Origin of the sequence: Sorangium sp. So ce406 (genome assembly GCF_051474675.1) — a bacterium.
GTDB lineage: Bacteria > Myxococcota_A > Polyangia > Polyangiales > Polyangiaceae > Sorangium > Sorangium cellulosum_G.
Genome location: NZ_CP150340.1, coordinates 3,509,414 through 3,528,627, shown reverse-complemented (window position 1 = coordinate 3,528,627; position 19,214 = coordinate 3,509,414). Strand labels below are relative to the sequence as shown.

At 71.5% G+C, this 19,214-nt stretch carries 13 protein-coding genes; 9 read left to right on the top strand and 4 right to left on the bottom strand.

Annotation, left to right across the window (positions count from 1 at the left end):
* Window positions 1-312 precede the first annotated feature (312 nt).
* Entirely contained in the window at window positions 313-1,581 is a 1,269-nt protein-coding gene (locus WME96_RS13205) for a hypothetical protein (protein ID WP_437290486.1), read from the top strand.
* Between the two features lie 31 nt (window positions 1,582-1,612).
* Here the strand turns inward: WME96_RS13205 and WME96_RS13200 are convergent, their stop codons facing one another.
* Both WME96_RS13200 and WME96_RS13195 read right to left on the bottom strand, forming a co-directional pair.
* Window positions 1,613-5,734: a CARDB domain-containing protein gene (locus tag WME96_RS13200; protein ID WP_437290485.1), complete on the bottom strand. Its 4,122-nt coding sequence runs from the start codon at window positions 5,732-5,734 to the stop codon at window positions 1,613-1,615.
* Window positions 5,735-6,012: 278 nt separating this feature from the next.
* Window positions 6,013-6,771: a TetR-like C-terminal domain-containing protein gene (locus WME96_RS13195; RefSeq protein WP_437290484.1), complete on the bottom strand. Its 759-nt coding sequence runs from the start codon at window positions 6,769-6,771 to the stop codon at window positions 6,013-6,015.
* A 107-nt stretch (window positions 6,772-6,878) separates the two neighbouring features.
* Here WME96_RS13195 and WME96_RS13190 point away from each other — a divergent pair, with 107 nt between their 5' ends.
* The 5 genes from WME96_RS13190 (at window position 6,879) to mfd (ending at window position 14,271) form a co-directional block, all read left to right on the top strand.
* Window positions 6,879-7,361 carry a hypothetical protein gene (locus tag WME96_RS13190; RefSeq protein ID WP_437290483.1) on the top strand — a complete coding sequence of 161 codons (483 nt, stop codon included), beginning with the start codon at window positions 6,879-6,881 and terminating at the stop codon, window positions 7,359-7,361.
* Window positions 7,358-7,957 (top strand): hypothetical protein, encoded by a 600-nt coding sequence (locus tag WME96_RS13185; RefSeq protein WP_437290482.1) that lies wholly within the window; start codon window positions 7,358-7,360, stop codon window positions 7,955-7,957. The genes WME96_RS13190 and WME96_RS13185 overlap by 4 nt, the downstream gene beginning before the upstream one ends.
* A gap of 89 nt (window positions 7,958-8,046) precedes the next feature.
* Complete coding sequence (locus tag WME96_RS13180; RefSeq protein ID WP_437290481.1) at window positions 8,047-8,829, top strand: hypothetical protein; 783 nt, start codon at window positions 8,047-8,049, stop codon at window positions 8,827-8,829.
* 321 nt (window positions 8,830-9,150) lie between these two features.
* Window positions 9,151-10,074: a transposase gene (locus tag WME96_RS13175; RefSeq protein WP_437290480.1), complete on the top strand. Its 924-nt coding sequence runs from the start codon at window positions 9,151-9,153 to the stop codon at window positions 10,072-10,074.
* A gap of 411 nt (window positions 10,075-10,485) precedes the next feature.
* Window positions 10,486-14,271: a transcription-repair coupling factor gene (mfd, locus tag WME96_RS13170; RefSeq protein WP_437290479.1), complete on the top strand. Its 3,786-nt coding sequence runs from the start codon at window positions 10,486-10,488 to the stop codon at window positions 14,269-14,271.
* Between the two features lie 121 nt (window positions 14,272-14,392).
* Here the strand turns inward: mfd and WME96_RS13165 are convergent, their stop codons facing one another.
* On the bottom strand, window positions 14,393-14,803 hold the full coding sequence (locus WME96_RS13165; protein WP_437290478.1) for a VOC family protein: 411 nt from the start codon (window positions 14,801-14,803) through the stop codon (window positions 14,393-14,395).
* A gap of 101 nt (window positions 14,804-14,904) precedes the next feature.
* Here WME96_RS13165 and WME96_RS13160 point away from each other — a divergent pair, with 101 nt between their 5' ends.
* The gene (locus WME96_RS13160) at window positions 14,905-16,764 is read left to right on the top strand and encodes a metallophosphoesterase (protein ID WP_437290477.1); all 1,860 of its coding nucleotides are present in this window, start codon (window positions 14,905-14,907) and stop codon (window positions 16,762-16,764) included.
* 198 nt (window positions 16,765-16,962) lie between these two features.
* Here the strand turns inward: WME96_RS13160 and WME96_RS13155 are convergent, their stop codons facing one another.
* Complete coding sequence (locus WME96_RS13155) at window positions 16,963-17,229, bottom strand: hypothetical protein (RefSeq protein WP_437290476.1); 267 nt, start codon at window positions 17,227-17,229, stop codon at window positions 16,963-16,965.
* A 297-nt stretch (window positions 17,230-17,526) separates the two neighbouring features.
* Between WME96_RS13155 and WME96_RS13150 the strand changes: the two genes are divergently transcribed.
* Both WME96_RS13150 and WME96_RS13145 read left to right on the top strand, forming a co-directional pair.
* Window positions 17,527-17,970 carry a PA2169 family four-helix-bundle protein gene (locus WME96_RS13150; protein WP_437290475.1) on the top strand — a complete coding sequence of 148 codons (444 nt, stop codon included), beginning with the start codon at window positions 17,527-17,529 and terminating at the stop codon, window positions 17,968-17,970.
* 63 nt (window positions 17,971-18,033) lie between these two features.
* A complete protein-coding gene (locus WME96_RS13145) occupies window positions 18,034-19,104 on the top strand; it encodes a hypothetical protein (protein WP_437290474.1) in 1,071 nt (356 codons plus the stop codon).
* Window positions 19,105-19,214: the final 110 nt, after the last annotated feature.

The window sequence follows — 19,214 nt, the reverse complement described above, 5'->3', positions numbered from 1 at the left end:
GTTTCATCCGTCGTTTTCTCCCTGGATTCGGGGGCGGGGAGCGAACCACGAGGAACGCAGGATACATGAGGAGCTGTGATGGCGCTCCTCTGTGCTCGCTGTGTACCTGTGGTGTATTGCCTCCGTGCGAGTCGGGGGTGAGCCGGGGCCGCGGCGCCGATAGCCCGCGAGCCGACGAGCTGACCTGCGACGAAAGAGAGTTTGAAAGGAGACCAGTCCATGGTGATGCGCTCGATGGCTGCTGGGGTGCTTTGCGCCTTGATCGGGGTGGGGTGTGGCGGAGACGACGAGGATCAGCCGAAGAGCTGCTCGGTGTCCGAACAGACAGGGTGCGCCGCGCCTCAGGTGTGCGAGGAGGTGGAGGGGGCCGAGCCCGCGTGCTTCGCGCCGGTGACGCTGAAGGGTCGTGTCTACAACTCGCTCGACGACAAGGCGATCGCGGGCGCGCGGGTGCTGGCGCGCGACGCGAACGACGCCGTGATCTCCCGGGTGGCGGTCACGAAGGAAGACGGGACCTACGAGCTCGCCGTGCCGGCCCGGCGCGACGCGAACGGCGCTCCGGTCAAGACCGATGTCACGCTGCGCGCCGACGCGCTCGCGTACGAGACCTTCCCGAAGGCGCCGCGGGTGGCGCTGCCGATCGATCTCTCGACCGCGGCGGGGACGCCGCTCTCCGTCGCGTCGGCGGCCACCGAGATCGCGCTGTTGCCGCTCGCGGACAGCGATGGGCTCGGCTCGGTCTCCGGCGTCGTCCACGCCGACGAGCCGGGCGGGACGCTGCTCGTCGCGGGCGGCGCCACGGGCGCGGCCGATCTCGACGGCAGCTACACGATCTTCAACGTGGCCGCGGGCGAGGTCACGGTGAGGGGCTATGGCGCCGGGCTCGCGCTCGACACGGCGAGCGCGACCGTCAGCGCGGGCAAGGAGACGACGGGCGTGGACCTGCATGCGACCGGCGAGGCCACGGCGGTCGTGAGCGGCAAGGTCGCGATCGTGAATGCGACAGGGGGGAGCGCGACCTCGGTCATCCTCGTCGTGGCCGATACGTTCGACGAGGCGACCGCGCGCGGCGAGACCCCGAGGGGGCTCCGGCAAGGCAACGTCACCGGGGAGTTCTCGATCGCCGGGGTGCCGGACGGCGAGTACGTGATCCTCGCCGCGTTCGAGAACGACGCGCTCGTGCGGGATCCGGACACGTCGATCGGCGGCACCGAGATCGTGCGCATCACGGTCGCGGGCGGCGATCAGGCTGTCCAGGAGTCGTTCAAGGTGACGGGCGCGCTCGCCGTCGTCTCGCCGGGCGCGAGCAGGATGGACGAGGTCAGCGGGACACCGACGTTCGTCTTCGAGGACGACTCCAGCGAGGACATGTACGAGGTGAGCCTCTTCGACGCGCTCGGGGAGAAGATCTGGGAGGACCTGGAGGTGCCCAGGGTGTCCGGGAGCGAGAACGTCACCGTCGAGTATGGCGGTCCAGAGCTGGTCTCGGGGATGATCTATCAGTTCCGGGCCACATCGAAGAAGGACGGCACACCCATCTCGCAGACCGAGGACCTGAAGGGGGTTTTCCTCTACAAGTGATCTCGGGGGACGGCGCGCGCGGACGCGGCCGTCAGCGCTGGCGGCGGCGGGCGCGACGCGCGATGCCGAGCGCGAGGAGGAGGCCGAGCAGCGCGGGGTTGCGGGCCGCGCCCGGCGCGTGGCCGGTCGCGCCGCCCATCGCGGCGTAGCTGCAGCGGAAGCTGAGGCAGCAGCACGGCCCGGGGGGCGCGCCGCCCTCGGCGTGGCCCGCCTCCCCTTCCCCACCCGCCGCATCTCCGCCGGCGCCGCCGCTGCCGCCGGCACCGCCGCTGCCGTCGGCGCCGCCGCTGCCGTCGGCGCCGCACTCCCCGCCGGCGCCCGGGGCCGATCCTCCCGCGCCCGGGGCCGATCCTCCCGCGCCCGGGGCCGATCCTCCCGCGCCCGGGGCCGATCCTCCCGCATTGCCGCCGCTCGTGTCGCGGCCGCCCCCGGCGCCGCCGCCGCCTTCCGCCGTCCCTCCCGCGGCGCCATCCCCTGCGCCGCCGCCGCCGGCCGGATCTTCCGCGGGCCCTCCTCCGTGGGCGCTGCCCGCGCTGCCCCCGGCACCTTCATCGGGCGCGGAGGTCGGCGTGTTGCGGCAGCCGAAGAAATAATGACATTCGTCGGTGGTCGTCGGATCCCCGTCATCGCAGTCGAGAGGGGCGTCGCTCACACAAGAGCCCTCGAAGCATCGCTCGATACCATTACAGATGTCGAAGTCACCGCAGAACGCGCCGTCCGGCAGGAGCACGTTGTCCGCGCAGCGCCCTGCGCCATCGCAGTACTCCCCCGGATCGCAGAGCGAGCCCGAGGGGCGGCAGAGCACCGTCGGCGGCTCCGCGGCGCACAGCGCCGAGCAGCAATCGCCGTTCATCGCGTTCCCGTCGTCGCACTCCTCGCCCCGCCCGAGCACGCCGTCTCCGCAGATCGCAGGCAACACGGTGAACACCGTCGGATCGGCGGAGCCGGCGAACAGCGGCTCGTCCGTGGATACGCTGGATTCGTTGATGCCATCCGAGTCAGCGTCAAAGGAGAGGGTGCCTTGGTTCACCACGTCGAGCCCCTCGGTGAGCGGCCAGATCCTCGCGTCGATCGTGATGAGCACCCATTCCCCGGGCTCGACCGTCCCGTTCCATCCGACGGTGTTGGTGGCGGGGTCGGACGAGACCGCGCCCTTCTCCGCGAACGCGCCGTTCAGCCCGAGCTCCGGCGGGAGCACGTCGACGAACTCGAACCCCGCGTTGTCGGGTTGCTGCCGCCCCCCCGCGTTGTGGATGAGCACGGAATACACCGCGTTGTCCCTGGCCTCGCGGTCGGTGAGGACGGTCATGAACCCGGTCAGACGGGCCGGTATCGAGACGACGGTCTCCTCCTTGTCCTCGTTGTCCGCCGGGTCGGAATCGTGCTCGCGCGCGGTGACCTCCGCCGTGGTCTCGACCTCGGCGGCGAGCGCGGGCGCAACCACGGTGACCGCGATCGACGCGCTCGCCCCGGCGGCGAGCGACGCGCGCCGGCACACGAGCCCGTCCTCACCCAGGTTGCACGTCCAGTCGGCCCCGGAGGCGCTGACGAAGCTCGCCCCTTCCGGCAGGACGGACGTGACCTCAACGTCGGTCGCGTCGCCGGGCCCCTCGTTGGCGACGGTGATCGTCGTGGTGAGCTGCGCGCCGGGCGACACCGGATCCGGCGCGTCCGTCAGCGTGACGGCCAGATCCGCCCCGCAGGCCCCGGAAGCGACCGGCACCGCCGCGAGCACGACGTTGTCGATCGCGACACCGCAAGGGCCGCTGCGCCCGACGTCCGTGCAGATCTGGCTGTCGTCCTGCGTGTAGTCGAAGCGGAGCTGGACGGTCCGCCCGCGCATCCCCTCGCCGGGGAAGCGGATCGACACCCGCTTGCTCCCGCCGGAGCTGCCGGACCAGACCGACTGATCCGAGAGGTAGTCGGGGTCGTCCCGGGCCGGGAGGTGCTTGGGAAAGTGGTGGCGCGCGCCCGTCACGATCTGCTCGGCGAACGCCTCCGCGAGGACCGCCCGCGGCGCGGCGCCGGCCGTGAGGTCCTCGACGCGCAACGTCAGTCCGTCGAACGCCTGGACGAGCTTCTGCGGGTCGTCCTCCAGCTCGTAGGTGAGGTCGAAATCGAGCGTGACACTGGAATTTCCGGACCCCTCCGGGATCGTCACGGCGGGCGACACGAGGGCGACGTGCGCCGTGGTTGGCTCTTCGTCGTGGAAGGCCGCGTTGTTGCCGGGCGTCAGCGTCTGCGAAACGACCCAGGTTGAGGTGGAGGCCGGCCCGCCGGCGCGCTCCGACTGCCAGCCGGGGGGCAGCGCGGGCGCGCTCGCGGCGTCGAAATCCTCGCGGAGGAGGACGTCCGGGGTCCCCGGGCCGCCGGTCTCGAGCTGGATGGACAGCGCGATCGTGCCCTGATCGGAGCTCACCGTGAGCGTCAGGTCGATCGGGGCTCCGGGGGTGAAATCCCGGTCCGTGCGGAGGAGGAAGGGCGCGTCGCTCGCGGCGACGCGGAGCGGCTCGATCGCGGGGTAGGTCGCGCTCGGCCGCACGACGGTCACGGAGGGCGTTTCGGTGGCGAGGGTGGCCGCGACCCCGGAGACGGTCGTCCTGCCGGAGACCGGGTTGGCGAGGTAATTCTCCAGGTAGACGCCGACCTCGACGAGCTCCCCCGGGTCGATGCGCTCGTTCGCGAGGGCGCCGCAAGCCGGGTCCGCGATCCGGGTGCCGGCGGCGCGCAGCGGGGGGACGCGCACGAACTCGTCGAGGGTGTCGAGATAGACGTTCGGCGCAATCAGGGAGGCCGACGCCGGCTGCCCCTCATCGAACCTGGGTGCGTCGCCCGCCCTGCTGAAGACGGTGTAGAGCTCGCCGGCGAGCGCGACGCCTCCGATGCGCTCTCCCAGGTTCGGCCGGCTGGCGTCGTTGCCGTGGCCCGCGTGGAAGGGGCGGTCCGAGATCGGCGCGGGCGGGCTCCAGGTGGCGCCTTGATCGACCGACGCCGTGTGCACAACCTCGGTCAGGTCGCCGGAGGTCGCGACCCCCTGGTCGTAGAAGACGACGTGCGCGGTGCCGGTCGACCGATCGACGGCGACGAAGGGGAAGAGCTGGGCCCGATCGCGCCCTGGATCGCTGTTGAGGAGGACGGGGGGGCCGGAGGCGCACTGGCCCGTGAACGTGCGCAGGGCGATGTCCCCCGTGCCCTGGTCGCCGGACCGCTGGTAGACGACGTAGACCTGCTGCGTGGCGGCGTCGACGTCGATCGACGGGGAGCTCCTGACGTGGTCGACGCCGGGGATCAGGTCTTCGGGGGGGTAGCCGGTGTCGTCGAGGAGCACGGTCGGTCCCCAGGTGACGCCACCGTCGGTCGAGCGGCGGCAGCCGATGTTGCGGAGGGCGGTGCCGGGCTCGATGGCGCGCCAGACGGCGTAGACGATCGCGTCGTCGTCGGTCGTCCCCGGGAGGACGCGCGCGCTCGGGCCGTCGAGATCGCCGCCGGCCGGCGCCTGCGCGAGCGCCGCGGCGGCCGACCAGGTCTGGCCGAGGTCGTCGGAGTGGCTGTAGAGGATCCGGGGAGCGCCCGCGCCGCGCTGGACCCAGGTTGCGGAGAGCCGCCCGGTCGCCGCGTCGACGTCGATGGAGGCCTGCTCGGCGCTCTCCCCCGCGACGAACGCGGGCGTCACCTCGACGGGCGCGGACCAGGAGGTCCCGGCGGCGCTGCCGGTGCTGGAGGCGTGGAGGCAGAGGCCCTGCAGGCCGTCGGCGGGGCGAACGTAGGTGGACGAGCTGACGAACACGTCGCGGCGCGCATCGTGGACGACGCGGGGCGCGCCGAGCACCTGGCCGCCGGCGGCCGAGGGCAGCGCGGCCTCGCCGTTCGGGCCGAGCACCTCGGAGAAGGTCCGTCCTCCGTCGGCGGAGCGCGCGACGCCGGACAGGCTGATCGGGCTGGCGAGCGCGCCGCGCGGATCGGTGTACGCGGCGACGAGGATGCTGGCGTCGGCGTTGGCGGCGATGGCCGCGTCGTGCTGGGGTCCGAGCGCGTCGGGCGCGTGCACGGCGCGGTCCGCGCCAGCGGCGACCGCAAGGCGAGCGGCGCCGAGCACCTCCGGTTCGTCGCTGGCACACCCCGCGCCGGCGGTGAGCAGCCCCCCGCTGAGCAACCAAGCGACCCTGCGTCGCGCGCGCATAAGCACCTCCGAACAGAGATAGATGCCGCGAGCTCGCAGGACGTGCCGATTTCCCCCACATCCACGAGGCCCGTACAGCGGCTAGCCGCGATGCGCTGCGGTCGTTTTGCGGGCGATTTCGGCGCACGGCGCGCTTCAGCGGGAGATGCGCCCGGCGTGGAGGCTCCGCCTCGACAGGGTTTCCCGTTCTTCCGGGCAGCGGACCGGGCGCCGTGTTCGTCGGGCGCGGATGGGCTGGAGGAGGGGCCGACTCAGGTGCGGCGCCGTCGAGGAGGCGGCTCACGGCGACGGGCGGGGAGCACGAGATCGGCGAGGCGGCGCGCAGCGGCGAAGGCAGCTGCCTCGGCGGCGAGGGCCTCACCCGCGAGGGCCTCACCCGGGTTGGCTCCGGCGGCGGCGAGGGCCTCACCCGCGAGGGCCTCACCCGGGTTGGCGTCAACGGCGAGGATCTCCCCCGCGGGGCCCTCACCCAGGTTGCGGTCCTCGGGGACTTCACCCAGGTTGCGGTCCTCGGGGGCCTCACCCGCGGGATCCTCGCCCAGGGTGGGGTCCTCGCCCAGGTTGGCGCGTCCGCTGAGGGTGAGCATCGCGATACCGTGGAGGCCCGCGAAGAGGACGTGCGTGTCTTCCGCCGGCCGCGCGCTGCCGTAACGGCCCAACAGCCCCACGAAGCTGCTCCACAGAGGGCGCGCGAGCCGCAGGCGCCCCTGCTCCCGCAGGCCGGCCCGGTCGAAGCGGCGCTCGGCCATGAGCCAGTACAGGTCCGGATGGCGCAGCGCAAACTCGACGTAGCCGACAGCAATCGCCCGCGCATCGGCGCCAGCGCGCGCCCGCGCCTCCAGGAGCTCCGCGAGCCGCCGCCATCCGGCGCCATCGACGCGGATGAGGAACCCATCGAGCGAGCCGAAGTGGTGGTACAGCACCATCGTCGTCTGGCCCAGAAACGACGCGATCCTGCGCGCGGTCAGGTCGTCCCGCGTCAGCCGGCCCTCCCAGAGCGCCTGGAACACGCGCTCGACCGGCTCATCGGCGTCCCTCACACCCATGCCCACAATCCTGCCACATCCATCGCTCCCCTGTTGATTCCCGCAGGATAACACTGTTATCATCTGCTGGTATGAGCTTGCTTCGCGATGATTCGATGGGGCCGGCGGCCCACCGCGCAGGAGGCCGCCGGCTGGTGTGCCTGGCGCTCGCGGCGGTCGCGCTCGCGGGAGCGTGCACGTCGCGGCGGCCTGCGGCGGACGACGCCCCGCTGGGCCCTTATGAGGTGGTGGACGGATGGCCGCGCGTCCCGGAGGGCATGGTGTTCGGCCCGACGCTCGACGTCGCGGTCGACGCGCGCGGGCGGGTGCTGGTCAGCCATGCGGCGGGTCGCGCCTCAGGGAACGACGCGCTGATCACGGAGCCGACCATCCTGGTCTTCGATCCCGAGTCGGGGGAGCTGCTCGACGCATGGGGGGAAGGGCTGTTCATGTATCCGCACGGCATCGAGGTCGATCGGAACAACTTCGTGTGGGTGACGGACTCCGAGCAGAACCGTGTCTTCAAGCTGACCGCGCAGGGGGGGCTGGTCATGAGCCTCGGCGAGGCGCCATGATGCGCGCGGGCGCGTGGATCCTCGTGCCGCTCGTGGGGCTCGGGTGCGCGACGAGCCCGGAGCAGCTCGACCGGCCCACGAACGTGGCCTTCGGCCTGAACGGCGATGTCTACGTGGCGGACGGCTACAACCATGCGCGCATCGCCCGCTTCTCCGAGAGCGGCGAGTTCCTGTCGGAGTGGGGCGAGAAGGGGTTCGGTCGCGGACAGTTCGATACGCCCCACGGCATCGTCACGGACGACGAGGGAAGGGTCTACGTCGCGGACCGAGAGAACGCGCGAGTTCAGATCTTCAGCGCGGACGGCCGTTACCTTGCGCAATGGAAGAGCGCCGCGCTGGGGCGGCCTTGGGCGATCGCCTTCGGGCCAGACCGGCATATCTACGTGGTTGACGGGGGCGACCAGGACCCGGAGCGGCCTCGAGGGCATGTGCTGCGGCTCAACCTGGGTGGAGAGACCGTGGACCGGTGGGGCACGTCGGGAGACGGTCCCGGGGAGATCGACTGGGGGCACGGCATTGCAGTGGGGCAGGACGGCAGCGTCTATGTCACGAGCTTGAGGGGCCGCGGCGTGCAGAAGTTCCGGAGGATGAGGTGAGCCGGAGAGGGCGCGCGCTCGCGGTCACCGTGGTTGCCGTGGGTGGAGCCCTTGCCCCGACCCCGAGCTGGGCCCAGGGGACGGGCGACATGCCGATGCGGCCTGCCGACCGGGGCTATGTTGCGTTGTACAGTACTTTTACTGCTTCGCCGCAGAACAGCGAGCTGGCGACGGTCCATGTCGCGCCGCAGGTAGGGGCGGGCGTTCGCCTGAACCGTTGGCTGACCGCAACCACGGACGTGACCTCGGCCTGGACTACGTTCCAGGTGGAAGGCGAGGCGCGGCGCTCGTCGTTTCGCTTCGGGAATCCATTCGTGACGGTGCAGGCGACGCTGCTCGAGGAGGGAAAGCGCTCGATTCACGCCGGGCTCGGGGTTGCTCCGCTGGTGACGACGTTTCCCGGCACAATCCCGGAAAACACGGAGGCTGAGTACAACTATGCGGTCGCGGCGGCCGCGCGCGGCTTCGCGGATTACTGGATATGGGCGCCGAACGTGATCCCGATCGCGCTGTTGCTTCGCAGCAGGACGGAGCTGTCGCGGTCAGTGTTCGTCGGCGCCGAGTTGAATCCCGCGATGCTCGTTTCCGTGAATTCGAATCCGTCGCGGCTGGCGCTCGTGGCCGCCGCACATGCGGCCGTCAGGGTGGGCCCGCTGACACCCGGGCTGCGGGTGCAGATGCTCGCGCAATCAGAGACGATCGCTGGGCGAGACTTCTCGCAATGGTCGGCGATTTTCTTTGTGAACGCGGAATTCGATGCGGTGTTCGTTCGGTCCCAGGTTGCTGTCAACCTCGACGCACCGTTCGGCCTCGCGGGACAACGCGGGGCGACCGTATGGGGGGCATTGCTAGGGGGCGGAGTCCGCCTGTAGCAGCAAGCCAACCCAGGTTGCGCCTCGGCCGAGGCAGCGGCCGCGGCCGAGGCAGCTACCCAGCCACGTTTCGGTAATCACCAACCGCTGGGCATGGCGGCAATCCGACCCATGTTGCGGGATCGACGATACGGAATCGACAGCGAACGGGCAATCGCGGCCGCCCGATGACACACCCGGCCTGCGCGACCCGTCTTGGGTGGCGAAAGTGGCGGAGAGGGTGGCGGCCGCCACCCGTGCGGACGCTGTGCGGACGTCAACATCTTCGAAAATCAGCCTCTTTTCGAATCTGGCACGGCGCTTGATATCTCCCAGCCGACCATGAGCCAGCCCCGCGCAATCGTCCCCGGCGCTACCTATCTCCTCACGCGCCGCGTCCTACGAAGACACTTCCTCTTGCGTCCCGATTCAGCCATTAATCAGCTCGTCATTTACACCCTGACCATAACAGCTCGCCACTATGGGATTCTCGTACACGCGCTTTGCGTGATGTCCACACACCTTCATCTCGTTGTTACCGATACCCGTGGTGAGCTCCCCCGCTTTCTTCAACAGTTCCATCGCCTTGTTGCGCTCGGAACCAAGGTCCTGCGCGCGTGGGATGGCCCGGTATGGGACCATGGGGCGACGAGCGTGGTACACTTAGCAACACGGGATGCGCTTGTGGACAAGATAGCTTATACCCTCGCAAATCCAGTAACCGCTGGCCTCGTGCAGCACGCACACGAATGGCCAGGAGCAAAGGTGCTCGTAGGCGAGATCGGCTGCGGCATACTTCACGCGAAACGCCCCGAGGCTTATTTCAACCCGAAGAACCCACAGTGGCCCGAAGAGGCCGCACTTCCGATCACGCTTCCGCCGTCTGTACAAGCTGGCGATGTCGACCGGTTTCGCCGCGAGATCACACACAGGCTGGAGCAGCATGAGAAGCAGGCTCGTACAGCCGCGCAACGGAAGGAACTTGACTTCCTCGGCGCCGCTCGCGCGTGCGAGGTTTCACCCTACGAACGCGCGATGAGCCTCGAGCCGCTTCGAGAGCTCAATCCGACGTTTGCGGTGGGCCGGGGGCGTAAGCATGCACGAGATGCAGCTATTGCTGCGATGCGGGCATTTCGCGCCGCCTACCGCCGTTCGCTGGAGCATTGGCGAGCAGGCATACGCACCGCGGTTTTCCCTGTGGGAACATGGTGGATGCGTGTGTTTCACGGGGTTGCGGTCAACGATGGGGAGCTCGCAGCAGCGTAGGCACCTCGCGCGAGGCGGTTGCTCTCAAATCGGGGTCGACGCAACCACGGTCGGGCTCCTCCACTGCGGCCCTGTACGCGCACACGGACTTCAGGGCGGTCCTCGTGCTCGCGCAGGGGCACCTCCTGCGGACGGCTCTTCGCTTCGGCGCAACCGCGGCCAGCTCGGCATGGGCCGGGTTGCAACCACGGTAGGCTCTGGGTGGGGGGGCCGGGTGGCCGCTTGAGGGCCGGTCGCAACCGCGGTCGGGTCGGCCGGCCGGTCGGCCGGCGGCCGGGCCGGGTTGCAACCACGGTCGGGTCGGGTCGCGGTCGGGTCGGGTCGGGTCGGGGCCGCGTCCACGTCCCCCGCCCAGCACGTTCGGCTCACGCGTCACGGCTCACCCGCCCCATGCTAGACCGCGCTGCGCCGATGCCCCCCGAGCGCCCCCTCCTCGCCGCCTCGAGCTCCCCGCTGACCGCCACCATGGGCGAGCTCGCCCGCAACCTCGACGACCTCGCCTCGAATGACACCGCCGCGAGCGGCGCGCCTGCGTCCGCACCGGCCGATCACGAGCCGCTCCCGTCGTTCGACCTCCCCACGGACCGCCGCGTCGTCACGCCCCGTTACGTCGCCGCAGAGCTCGCCGCCGCACCGCCTGGCGCGCTCCATGTGACGGGCGCCGCCGGCTCGGCCGGCGCCCTCGTCGTCCGGCGCCTCATCGCCGCCGCCGGTGGCCGCCGCGTCGTCGCCCTCACCGCCGACGTCGACAGCGCCCGCGCCCTCGCAGCCGACGCCTCGTTCCTGCTCGCCGACCGGGACGCCGACGACGCCGAGGCAGCCGGCGCCACCGCCTCCGGCCGCGTGCTGCTCTACGTGCCGAACGAGGCCAGCCCCTACGCCGACGTCAACCCGGACCGCCGCGGCGCCCAGACCCGCCTCGCCACGCTCTTCCACCTCGGCATGGACCTGCCTTGGTCGGTCCTCGTCTGCCCCATCAGCGCGCTCGCCCGCAAGGTCGTGCCCAGGGACGAGGTAACCGAGCACGCCGAGCTCGTCATCGCCGAGCAGGAGATGGACCGCGACGCGCTCTCCGCCCGCCTCGGCGCCTCCGGCTACGTCCGTAGCCCCCTCGTCGAGGATCCCGGGTCGTTCGCCGTCCGCGGCGCCCTCCTCGACGTCTGGGCGCCATCCGCCGAGCTGCCAGTGCGCATCGACTTCTACGGGGACATCATCGCGTCCATCAAGACCTTCAACCCCGACGACCAGCGCACGGTCGCCGACGTCAGGGAGGTCTGGCTCCCGCCGGCGCGCGAGGCGATCCTCACCCCGGACAACGTCGAGCGGGCCCGCCAGCGCGTCCGCGCCGTCTGCGACGCCATCGACTTCCCCTCGTCGAAGGCGCGCGCGCTGGTCGACGACGTCGCCAGCGGCCGCGCCTTCTTCGGGGCCGAGGGCTACCTGCCAGCCTACGTCGACCTCGCATCCTTCACGGCGTACCTGCCCGACGACGCGCTTGTCCTCCTCGAGGACCCGGCCTCCCTCACCGCCGCCCTGCGGGACGAGCTCGGCCGCGCCGCCGCCGACCGGAACCACAAAGACCGCGAGCCGCACTTTGCGCTCGACGCCTTCTACGACGAGGAGGCGCGCGTCGCCTCGTGGCTCGGAGCCCGCACCGTGGTTGCGCTGCATCGCACCGGGGTTGAGGGCGCCGTGGAAAACCAGGACTCGCTGGAGCGCTTCGAGGTCGCCCCGGAGGGCGCTCCCTCGCTGGCCACGCGCGACCAGTCGGACCTCGAGCGCGCCATCAAGGCCGCCCGCTCCTCGCGCGGCAAGCACGGTGCCCTTGACCCGTTGGTGCGCCGCGTCGTCGCCTGGCAAGAAGCGGGCCTGCGCGTGCTCATCGCGGCGCGTGCACAGACCCAGGTTGAGCGCCTCGTCACCCTGCTCCGCCACCGCGACGTGCGGGTGAAGGCCCACCTCGGCCCGTTCGATCCTGCCTTCCTCGACGGCACGAGCCCGGCCGCCCCGCGCGACACCGCGCTCGTCGTCACCGGCTCGCTCGCGCGCGGCGTCATCGCCCCGGCCGAGGGGCTCGCGCTCGTCACCGAGGAGGAGATCTTCGGCGCCCGCGCCCACCGCCGCGCCGCCCGCGCCGCAGCCTCCTCCGCGAAGCCCTCGCAGGCGTTCCTCGAGGACCTCCGCAACCTGGGCGTCGGAGACTACGTCGTCCACGTCGACCACGGCATCGGCCGCTACCTCGGCCTCGTCCACAAACAGGTCGGGTCAACCACGGTCGATCTCATCGCCGTCGAGTACGCCGGCGGCGACAAGCTCTACCTCCCCGTCTACCGCCTCAACCAGATTCAAAAATTCAGCGGCGGTGAGGGCGCCCCCAAGCTCGACCGGCTCGGCGGGCAGACGTTCGCCAAGACGAAGGCGCGGGTCGAGAAGAGCGTCCGCAAGATGGCCGACGAGCTCCTGCGCCTCTACGCCGAGCGCCGCGCCGCCACCGCCGAGCCCGTCGAGCCGCCCGACGACGACTACCGCGCCTTCGAGGCCACCTTCCCCTTCGACGAGACGCCCGACCAGGCCCGGGCGATCGCCGAGGTCGCGGCCGACCTCGAGTCCGGCCGCCCCATGGACCGCCTCGTCTGCGGCGACGTCGGGTTCGGAAAGACCGAGGTTGCCATCCGCGCCGCCTTCCGCGCCGCCAACGCCGGTCGGCAGGTCGCCGTCCTCTGCCCAACCACGGTGCTCGCGCAGCAGCACTACCTCAGCTTCAAGACCCGCATGGCCTCCTACCCCATCGAGGTCCGCGCCATGTCCCGCTTCCAGACCAAGCAGGAGCAGGACGAGGTCTCCCGCGGCCTCCGGGACGGCAGCGTCGACGTCGTGATCGGCACCCACCGCCTCCTCTCCAAGGACATCCACTTCAAGCGCCTCGGCCTCCTCGTCGTCGACGAGGAGCAGCGCTTCGGCGTCACCCACAAGGAGCGCATCAAGGCCCTCAAGACCAACGTCGACGTCCTCACGCTCTCGGCCACCCCCATCCCCCGCACCCTCCAGATGGCGGTCTCCGGCCTGCGCGACATGTCGATCATCACCACCCCCCCGGTCGACCGCCGCGCCATCCGCACCGTGGTTACCCGCCACGACGAGGCCGTCGTCCGCGAGGCCGTCCTCCGCGAGCTCGGCCGCGGCGGCCAGGTCTTCTACGTCTACAACCGCGTCGAGGGCCTCTACGAGCGCGCCGCCCGCCTCGCCGAGCTCGTCCCGACCGCCCGCATCTGCGTCGCCCACGGCCAGATGAGCGAGCAGAACCTCGAGCAGGCCATGCTCGACTTCGTCGAGGGGCGCTACGACGTCCTCTGCGCCACCGCCATCATCGAGAGCGGCCTCGACATCCCCCGCGCCAACACGATCCTCATCGACCGCGCCGACATGTTCGGCCTCTCACAGCTCTACCAGCTCCGCGGGCGCGTCGGCCGCTCCAAGGAGCGCGCCTACTGCTACCTCATCGTCCCGCCCCCGAACGCCATGACCGACGAGGCCCGCGCCCGCATCGAGGCCCTCGAGCGGCACACCGAGCTCGGCTCCGGCTTCCAGATCGCCTCGCTCGACCTGGAGCTGCGCGGCTCCGGCGACCTCCTCGGCGCCGAGCAGAGCGGCACCGTCGCCCAGGTCGGCTTCGAGCTCTTCTGCCAGATGCTCGACGAGGCCGTCCACGAGCTCCGCGGCGAGCCCGTGGTCCACGACGTCGATCCCGAGCTCTCGTTCGACACCGACGCCCTTCTGCCAGAGGAGTACATTTCCGACGTCGGCGTACGCCTCTCCCTCTACAAGCGGCTCGCCAGCGCCGGCGGGGCCGAGGACGTCCAGGACCTCGCCGTCGAGATGGAGGACCGCTTCGGCCCGCCGCCGATCGAAGCGCGCCGGTTCGTGCACCTCATGCGGCTCAAGACCGAGCTGCGCCGGCTGAAGGCGCTCGCGTGCGAGGCGAGCGCCAAGGGGGTCACGCTGCACCTGCGCGAGGACACCCCGCTCGATCACGCCAAGGTGCTCCGGCTGGTGCAGCCGAAGGGCTCGCCGTACCGGCTCTCGCCCGACATGCGGCTCTCCCGCCGCGCCAGGGACGGCGAGGTCTTCACGAGCGGGCTGGAGGCGACCGACAAGCTCCTCAGCGAGCTCGCCGGCTGCCTCAAGGACGGCGCCTGAGCGCCGCGCCGGAGCGCTCACCCCGCCCGCGCCGCCGTCCCCTGCATCCCCCGGTTCTCGGCGCGCTCGCGCAGGTGCGCCGGCGTGAAGCGCGCGGCGCGCCCGCCCGAGCGCGGCCCCCTCAGGATCCGGCCGTGATCACGACCGATGCCGCCGAGCGCTGCGACGGCCCGTGGTGGACGGCCTCGATGTTGTTCCCGTCGGGATCGAGCACGAAGGCCCCGTAATACCCCGGGTGGTACTGCCGCTCCCCGGGAGCGCCGTTGTCGCGGCCCCCCGCGGCGAGCGCCGCCTTGTAAAAGCGGTGCACCTGCTCCCGGTCCGCCGTCTGGAAGGCGAGGTGCACGCGCGACACAGGCCCGCCGTCGCTCGGCGAGACGAACAGCTCGTCCGCGGAGAAATAGCCCGGCGCGTCCTGCACCAGGTCGCGCCCGAGCACCTGCAGCACCGCGCGGTAGAAGCGCTTGCTCCGCTCCAGGTCGGCGACGCGGAGATGCACATGGTCGATCAACCTACCCAGGTGAAATTGCATGGCGAGAGTGCCTACTACGGCGCCTCGCAGGGTGGAAGTCCGCGGGGCCGAGGCGACGCGACGCCCGGACGGTGATAACCTCTCGTGACGGGAGGGAATGAATGACCGATCGCCCGGCTCGCGAGCGGCTCGAGGCGCTCCAGCGGACCATCATGACGTGCTGGTACAGCCCGTTCCAGCTCGCCCGCTCCGCGCTCGACATGACCGTCTCCCGCCTGATGGGCGCGCGCGGCGACTTCCGTCTCCTCGAGGCGATCGCCGGGCCCCAGCCGCCGTTCGACTTCGCCGTCCGCAGCGGCGCCGCGCGCGACGAGCTCTGGCTCGACTACGTGGCGGACACCGGCGACGGCTTCAACCCGACGTACGCGATCGCGAGCGTGCTCGCCCGGCCGGCGCTCTCGCTCGGCGGGCGGGAGACGCGGCGCGGAGAGGTGCTGATCATGGGCGGGGACCAGGTGTACCCCTCGGCCACGCGGCAGGCGTACTGGACGCGCCTCGTCGAGCCCTACGCGGCCGCGCTCCCGAAGGCCGAGGTGAACGAGGCGCCGTACCTGTTCGCGATCCCGGGCAACCACGACTGGTACGACGGGCTGACGAGCTTCATGCGCCTGTTCGGCCAGAAGCGCACGCTCGGCGCGTGGAAGACGCTCCAGTCGCGGAGCTACTTCGCGCTGAAGCTCCCCCACGGCTTCTGGCTGCTCGGCGTGGACATCCACCTCGAGGCCGACATCGACCAGCCGCAGATCGAGTATTTCTGCCGGCTGACGAGGCAGGAGATGCGCGACGGCGATCGCGTGGTGATCTGCACCGCCGAGCCGGACTGGGTGAAGGGCGCCATCTACAACCCCGATCTCCAGAGCAACCTCGCGTTCTTCGAGAAGCAGCTCGCCGACGCGCGGCCCGGGGTCGAGGTCGTCGCGCGCGTCGCCGGCGATCTTCACCACTACCGGCGCCACGAGTCCGCGGACGGCCGGCAGAACATCACCGCGGGCGGCGGGGGCGCGTTCCTGCACCCGACCCACGGCGAGTCGGTCGCGGAGGTCCGCTCCGGGGCGGGCGCGGACCAGCGTCGCTACGCCCTGAAGGCGTCGTTCCCGTCGGAGTCGGAGTCGCGCCGGCTCGCCTGGCGCAACCTCCTGTTCGCCCGGTACAACCTCGGTTTCTGGCCCGTGGCCGCCTTCGTCTACATGCTCTCTTCCCTGACGTTGCCGAAGCCCGGATCGGGCGCGGTGGCGTGGGTGCTCGTCGTCCTGCTCCTGTTCATCTTCTTCACCGACACGAGCCGGGCCTGGTATCGCCGCCTCGCCGGCTCGCTCCACGCCGTCGCGCACCTCGGGGCCGCGCTCGGGCTCACCTACCTCGGCGGCGCGCTGCTCGGCGTCGACGTCCGGCACCACGCTTCGCTGTGGAGCCTCCTCGGCGTGACGCTGTTCGTCGGCGTGACCGGCGCCGTGGTCGGGTCGACGCTCATGGGCGTCTATCTCCTGCTCTCGCTCAACGCCGCGCGGCGGCACGGCAACGAGGCGTTCTCGGCGCTCCGGATCGAGGACTACAAGAACTTCCTGCGCATCCACGTCCACCCCGGGGGGCTCACCGTCTACCCCGTCGGGCTGAGAAAGGTGCCGCGCGCGTGGAAGGTGGCCGAGGATCGCAAGCCCGGCGAGCCGTGGTTCGTCCCCGCCTGCGGCGCGCTCGAGCCGGAGCTCATCGAGGAGCCGATCACGATCCCGGTCGCGCCGCAGCACCGCCGGCGCGACCAGCCCACGACCGACGCGCCGGTCGCCGGCGCGTGCGAGCGCTCGGCCAGCGAGCCGCGCGAGCCGCAGCAACTGAGCGAGCCGCACGAACCGCGCGAGCCGCAGCAACTGAGCGAGCCGCAGGAGCCGCGCGTGATGCACGAGCCGCGGAGCCGCCCCCCGGTGGCAGGCGCGACCGCGGACGCCGGCGCGCCCGACCCGTAGAGGTCGGGATCGCCGGGCGAACGCCCCTGTTGCATGAGGCAGATCGCCTCACGCCGGGACATTCTGCCTTCCTCGCGCTGGGCACATCCGAGCGCGTGAGGAAGCCACCGCAGAGGGCGGCACGACTGGCCTGCTCGCGAGGCGCTCGTGCGCGATCTGTCGCGCGCGTGTCCACGGCGCTCCCGGGGAGCCGCGCTGTCAGGGCGAGGCGGCGAAGTTGGGCATCGTCGGCGCTGGCGGGCGCGGGCAGATGGCGCGCTGCTCCCCGGGGGGCGCCAGCGGATCCTGGCCTTCGCGCGGGCACGAGCCCGGACCGTTGGCGATGGCGTCCTGCTCGCGGTCCTCCGGGGTCCAATCGCGGTTGATGCTGGGCGCGTTCGCGAGCCCCTCGGCGCACCCCGTGGAGGCGGCGACGAGGAGCAGCGCGAGGGCGGCGCGGATCGAGGAGCGAAGAGATCGTCTCATGGGCACATCCCATCTCCACCGTGGCGCCGGCGCTGCTCGCGCCGGTGCACGGAAGCCGTCAGGGTTTCCCGACGACTGTTCACGGTCCGTGCCAGGTCGAGGTTGTCGGTCCGTTCGGCCACCGGTCCGCCCGTCGCGGCCGCCGGACTCGGCCCTGCGAGGCGGTCGAGCCGAGCGCGGCGAGGGCGGCCGCTGTCGCGGCGTGATGCGTCGCGCATGGCTTGCGTCCGTGCGCAAAGGCCCAAGGTGGTCGGCGGGGGGGTCTGTGCCCAGCGCGACCCCGGAAGGAGTGTCGATATGGCGAGGGACGTCATCGAGGTCCTCAACGACCTCATCCAGCTCGATCGGGACGCGATCGCGTCGTACGACCAGGCCATCGAGGCGTGCGAGCGCGCTCCGATCAGGGGGATGCTCGCGAGGTTCAGGGACGACCACGCGCGCCACGTCGTGGATCTGAGCGCGCACGTGGCGTCGCTCGGCGGCGCGCCGGCGCAGACCCGCGACCTCAAGGGCAAGATCATCGAGGGGTTCACGGCGATCACGAGCATGGGAGACCAGAGCGCGCTCCTCGCGATGCGCGGCAACGAGGAGCTCACGAACCGGCAGTACGCGGCGGCGCTGAATGAAGGGCTCACGACCGAGGCGCGGGCGATCGTCGAGCGCAACTACGATGATGAGAAGCGGCACCTCGCGTGGATCAAGGACGCGCTGTCGAGGAAAGTCTGGGAGCAGGCCGCGTAGGCGGGCGCTCGGCCCGCGACGGTGGCGAACACGAACTCAAGCAGGTTGCATGGTGGGGGTAGTATGAAATCGAATCGGTACATCCATGTCGCGCTCACCGTGGGCGCACTCGCGGCCGCGCCGGCGCTGGCGACCGCTCAGACGGGCAGCACGGGCCAGCCGCACCAGCGTGAGTCGGGCACCCCGGGAGCGGCGCAGGGCGGCGCGCAGCAGGGCGGCAGCGCGCATCAAGGGGGCAGCGCGCAGGGCGGCAGCGCGCAGCAGGGCGGAAGCGCGAAGCCGCAGGGCGACCAGGCCGGCGCGAGCGGCGGCCAGCGCGCGCAGCAACAGGGGCAAGGCCAGAAGAAGCAGGCCATGAAGCCCATGAAGCTTCACGAGCAGATCTCGTTTCAGGTCGAGGAGGGGTGCACGTACACGGCCTCCGTGAACGGCCGGATCGAGCAGGCAGCGGCGGGCAAATCGCAGCAGCCCTCGGGCAGCCAGCCCGGCGGCGGCAGCCAGGGACGGGGCGGCACGGGCGCGCAGGGGCAGACGGGCGGCGCCGCGCAGGCGCCCGGCAGCGGCGCCCACGCCCACGCCGGCGCCGCTCAGGGGCGCGACCAGGACACCGGCGGCGTCCAGGCTCCGGCCGGCGGCGCTCAGGCGGGCGGCGCTCAGGGCGGCAGCCAGGCGCAGGCCGGAAGGGCTCAGGGTGGCAATCAAGACCAGGCCGGCAGGGCCCACGGCGGCAGCCAGGATCAGGCAGGCAGGGCGCAGGGCGGCAGCCAGGATCAGGCAGGCAGGGCGCAGGGTGAGCGCCAGGCCCAGGCCGGCGGGGCTCAGAGCGGCAGCCAGCCCGGGTCACGGGCCGGCGACCAGGAGAAGGTGAAGCCCGACCTGACGGTCTCCGCATCGATGAGCTGCCCGAACACGCCCGAGCTCCGGGTCACAGACACGCTGAAGACGGACGCCGCGGTGTCCCGCTCGGAGCTCGAGGAGATGATCTCGCGCCGGGCGAGCATCGCGACCCAGAAGAGCGGGCGCTTCTGCATGTACGTGCCGCAGTTCGAGCTGACGCGCGAGAAGCTGAGCGGAAAGGGCATCGCCCAGCTCTGCCGCGTGCCGGCGCCGGATCAGAAGCAGGGAATGCGGTAGGCAGCGGGGTTGAGAGTGAGAGACGGCAGGCCTGGAGGCGCGTGCCGCCAGGACAGGCCAGCGGTCGAGCCGCCGCGCGCGTGGGCGCGGCGGCTCAGGCTGCGGAGGAG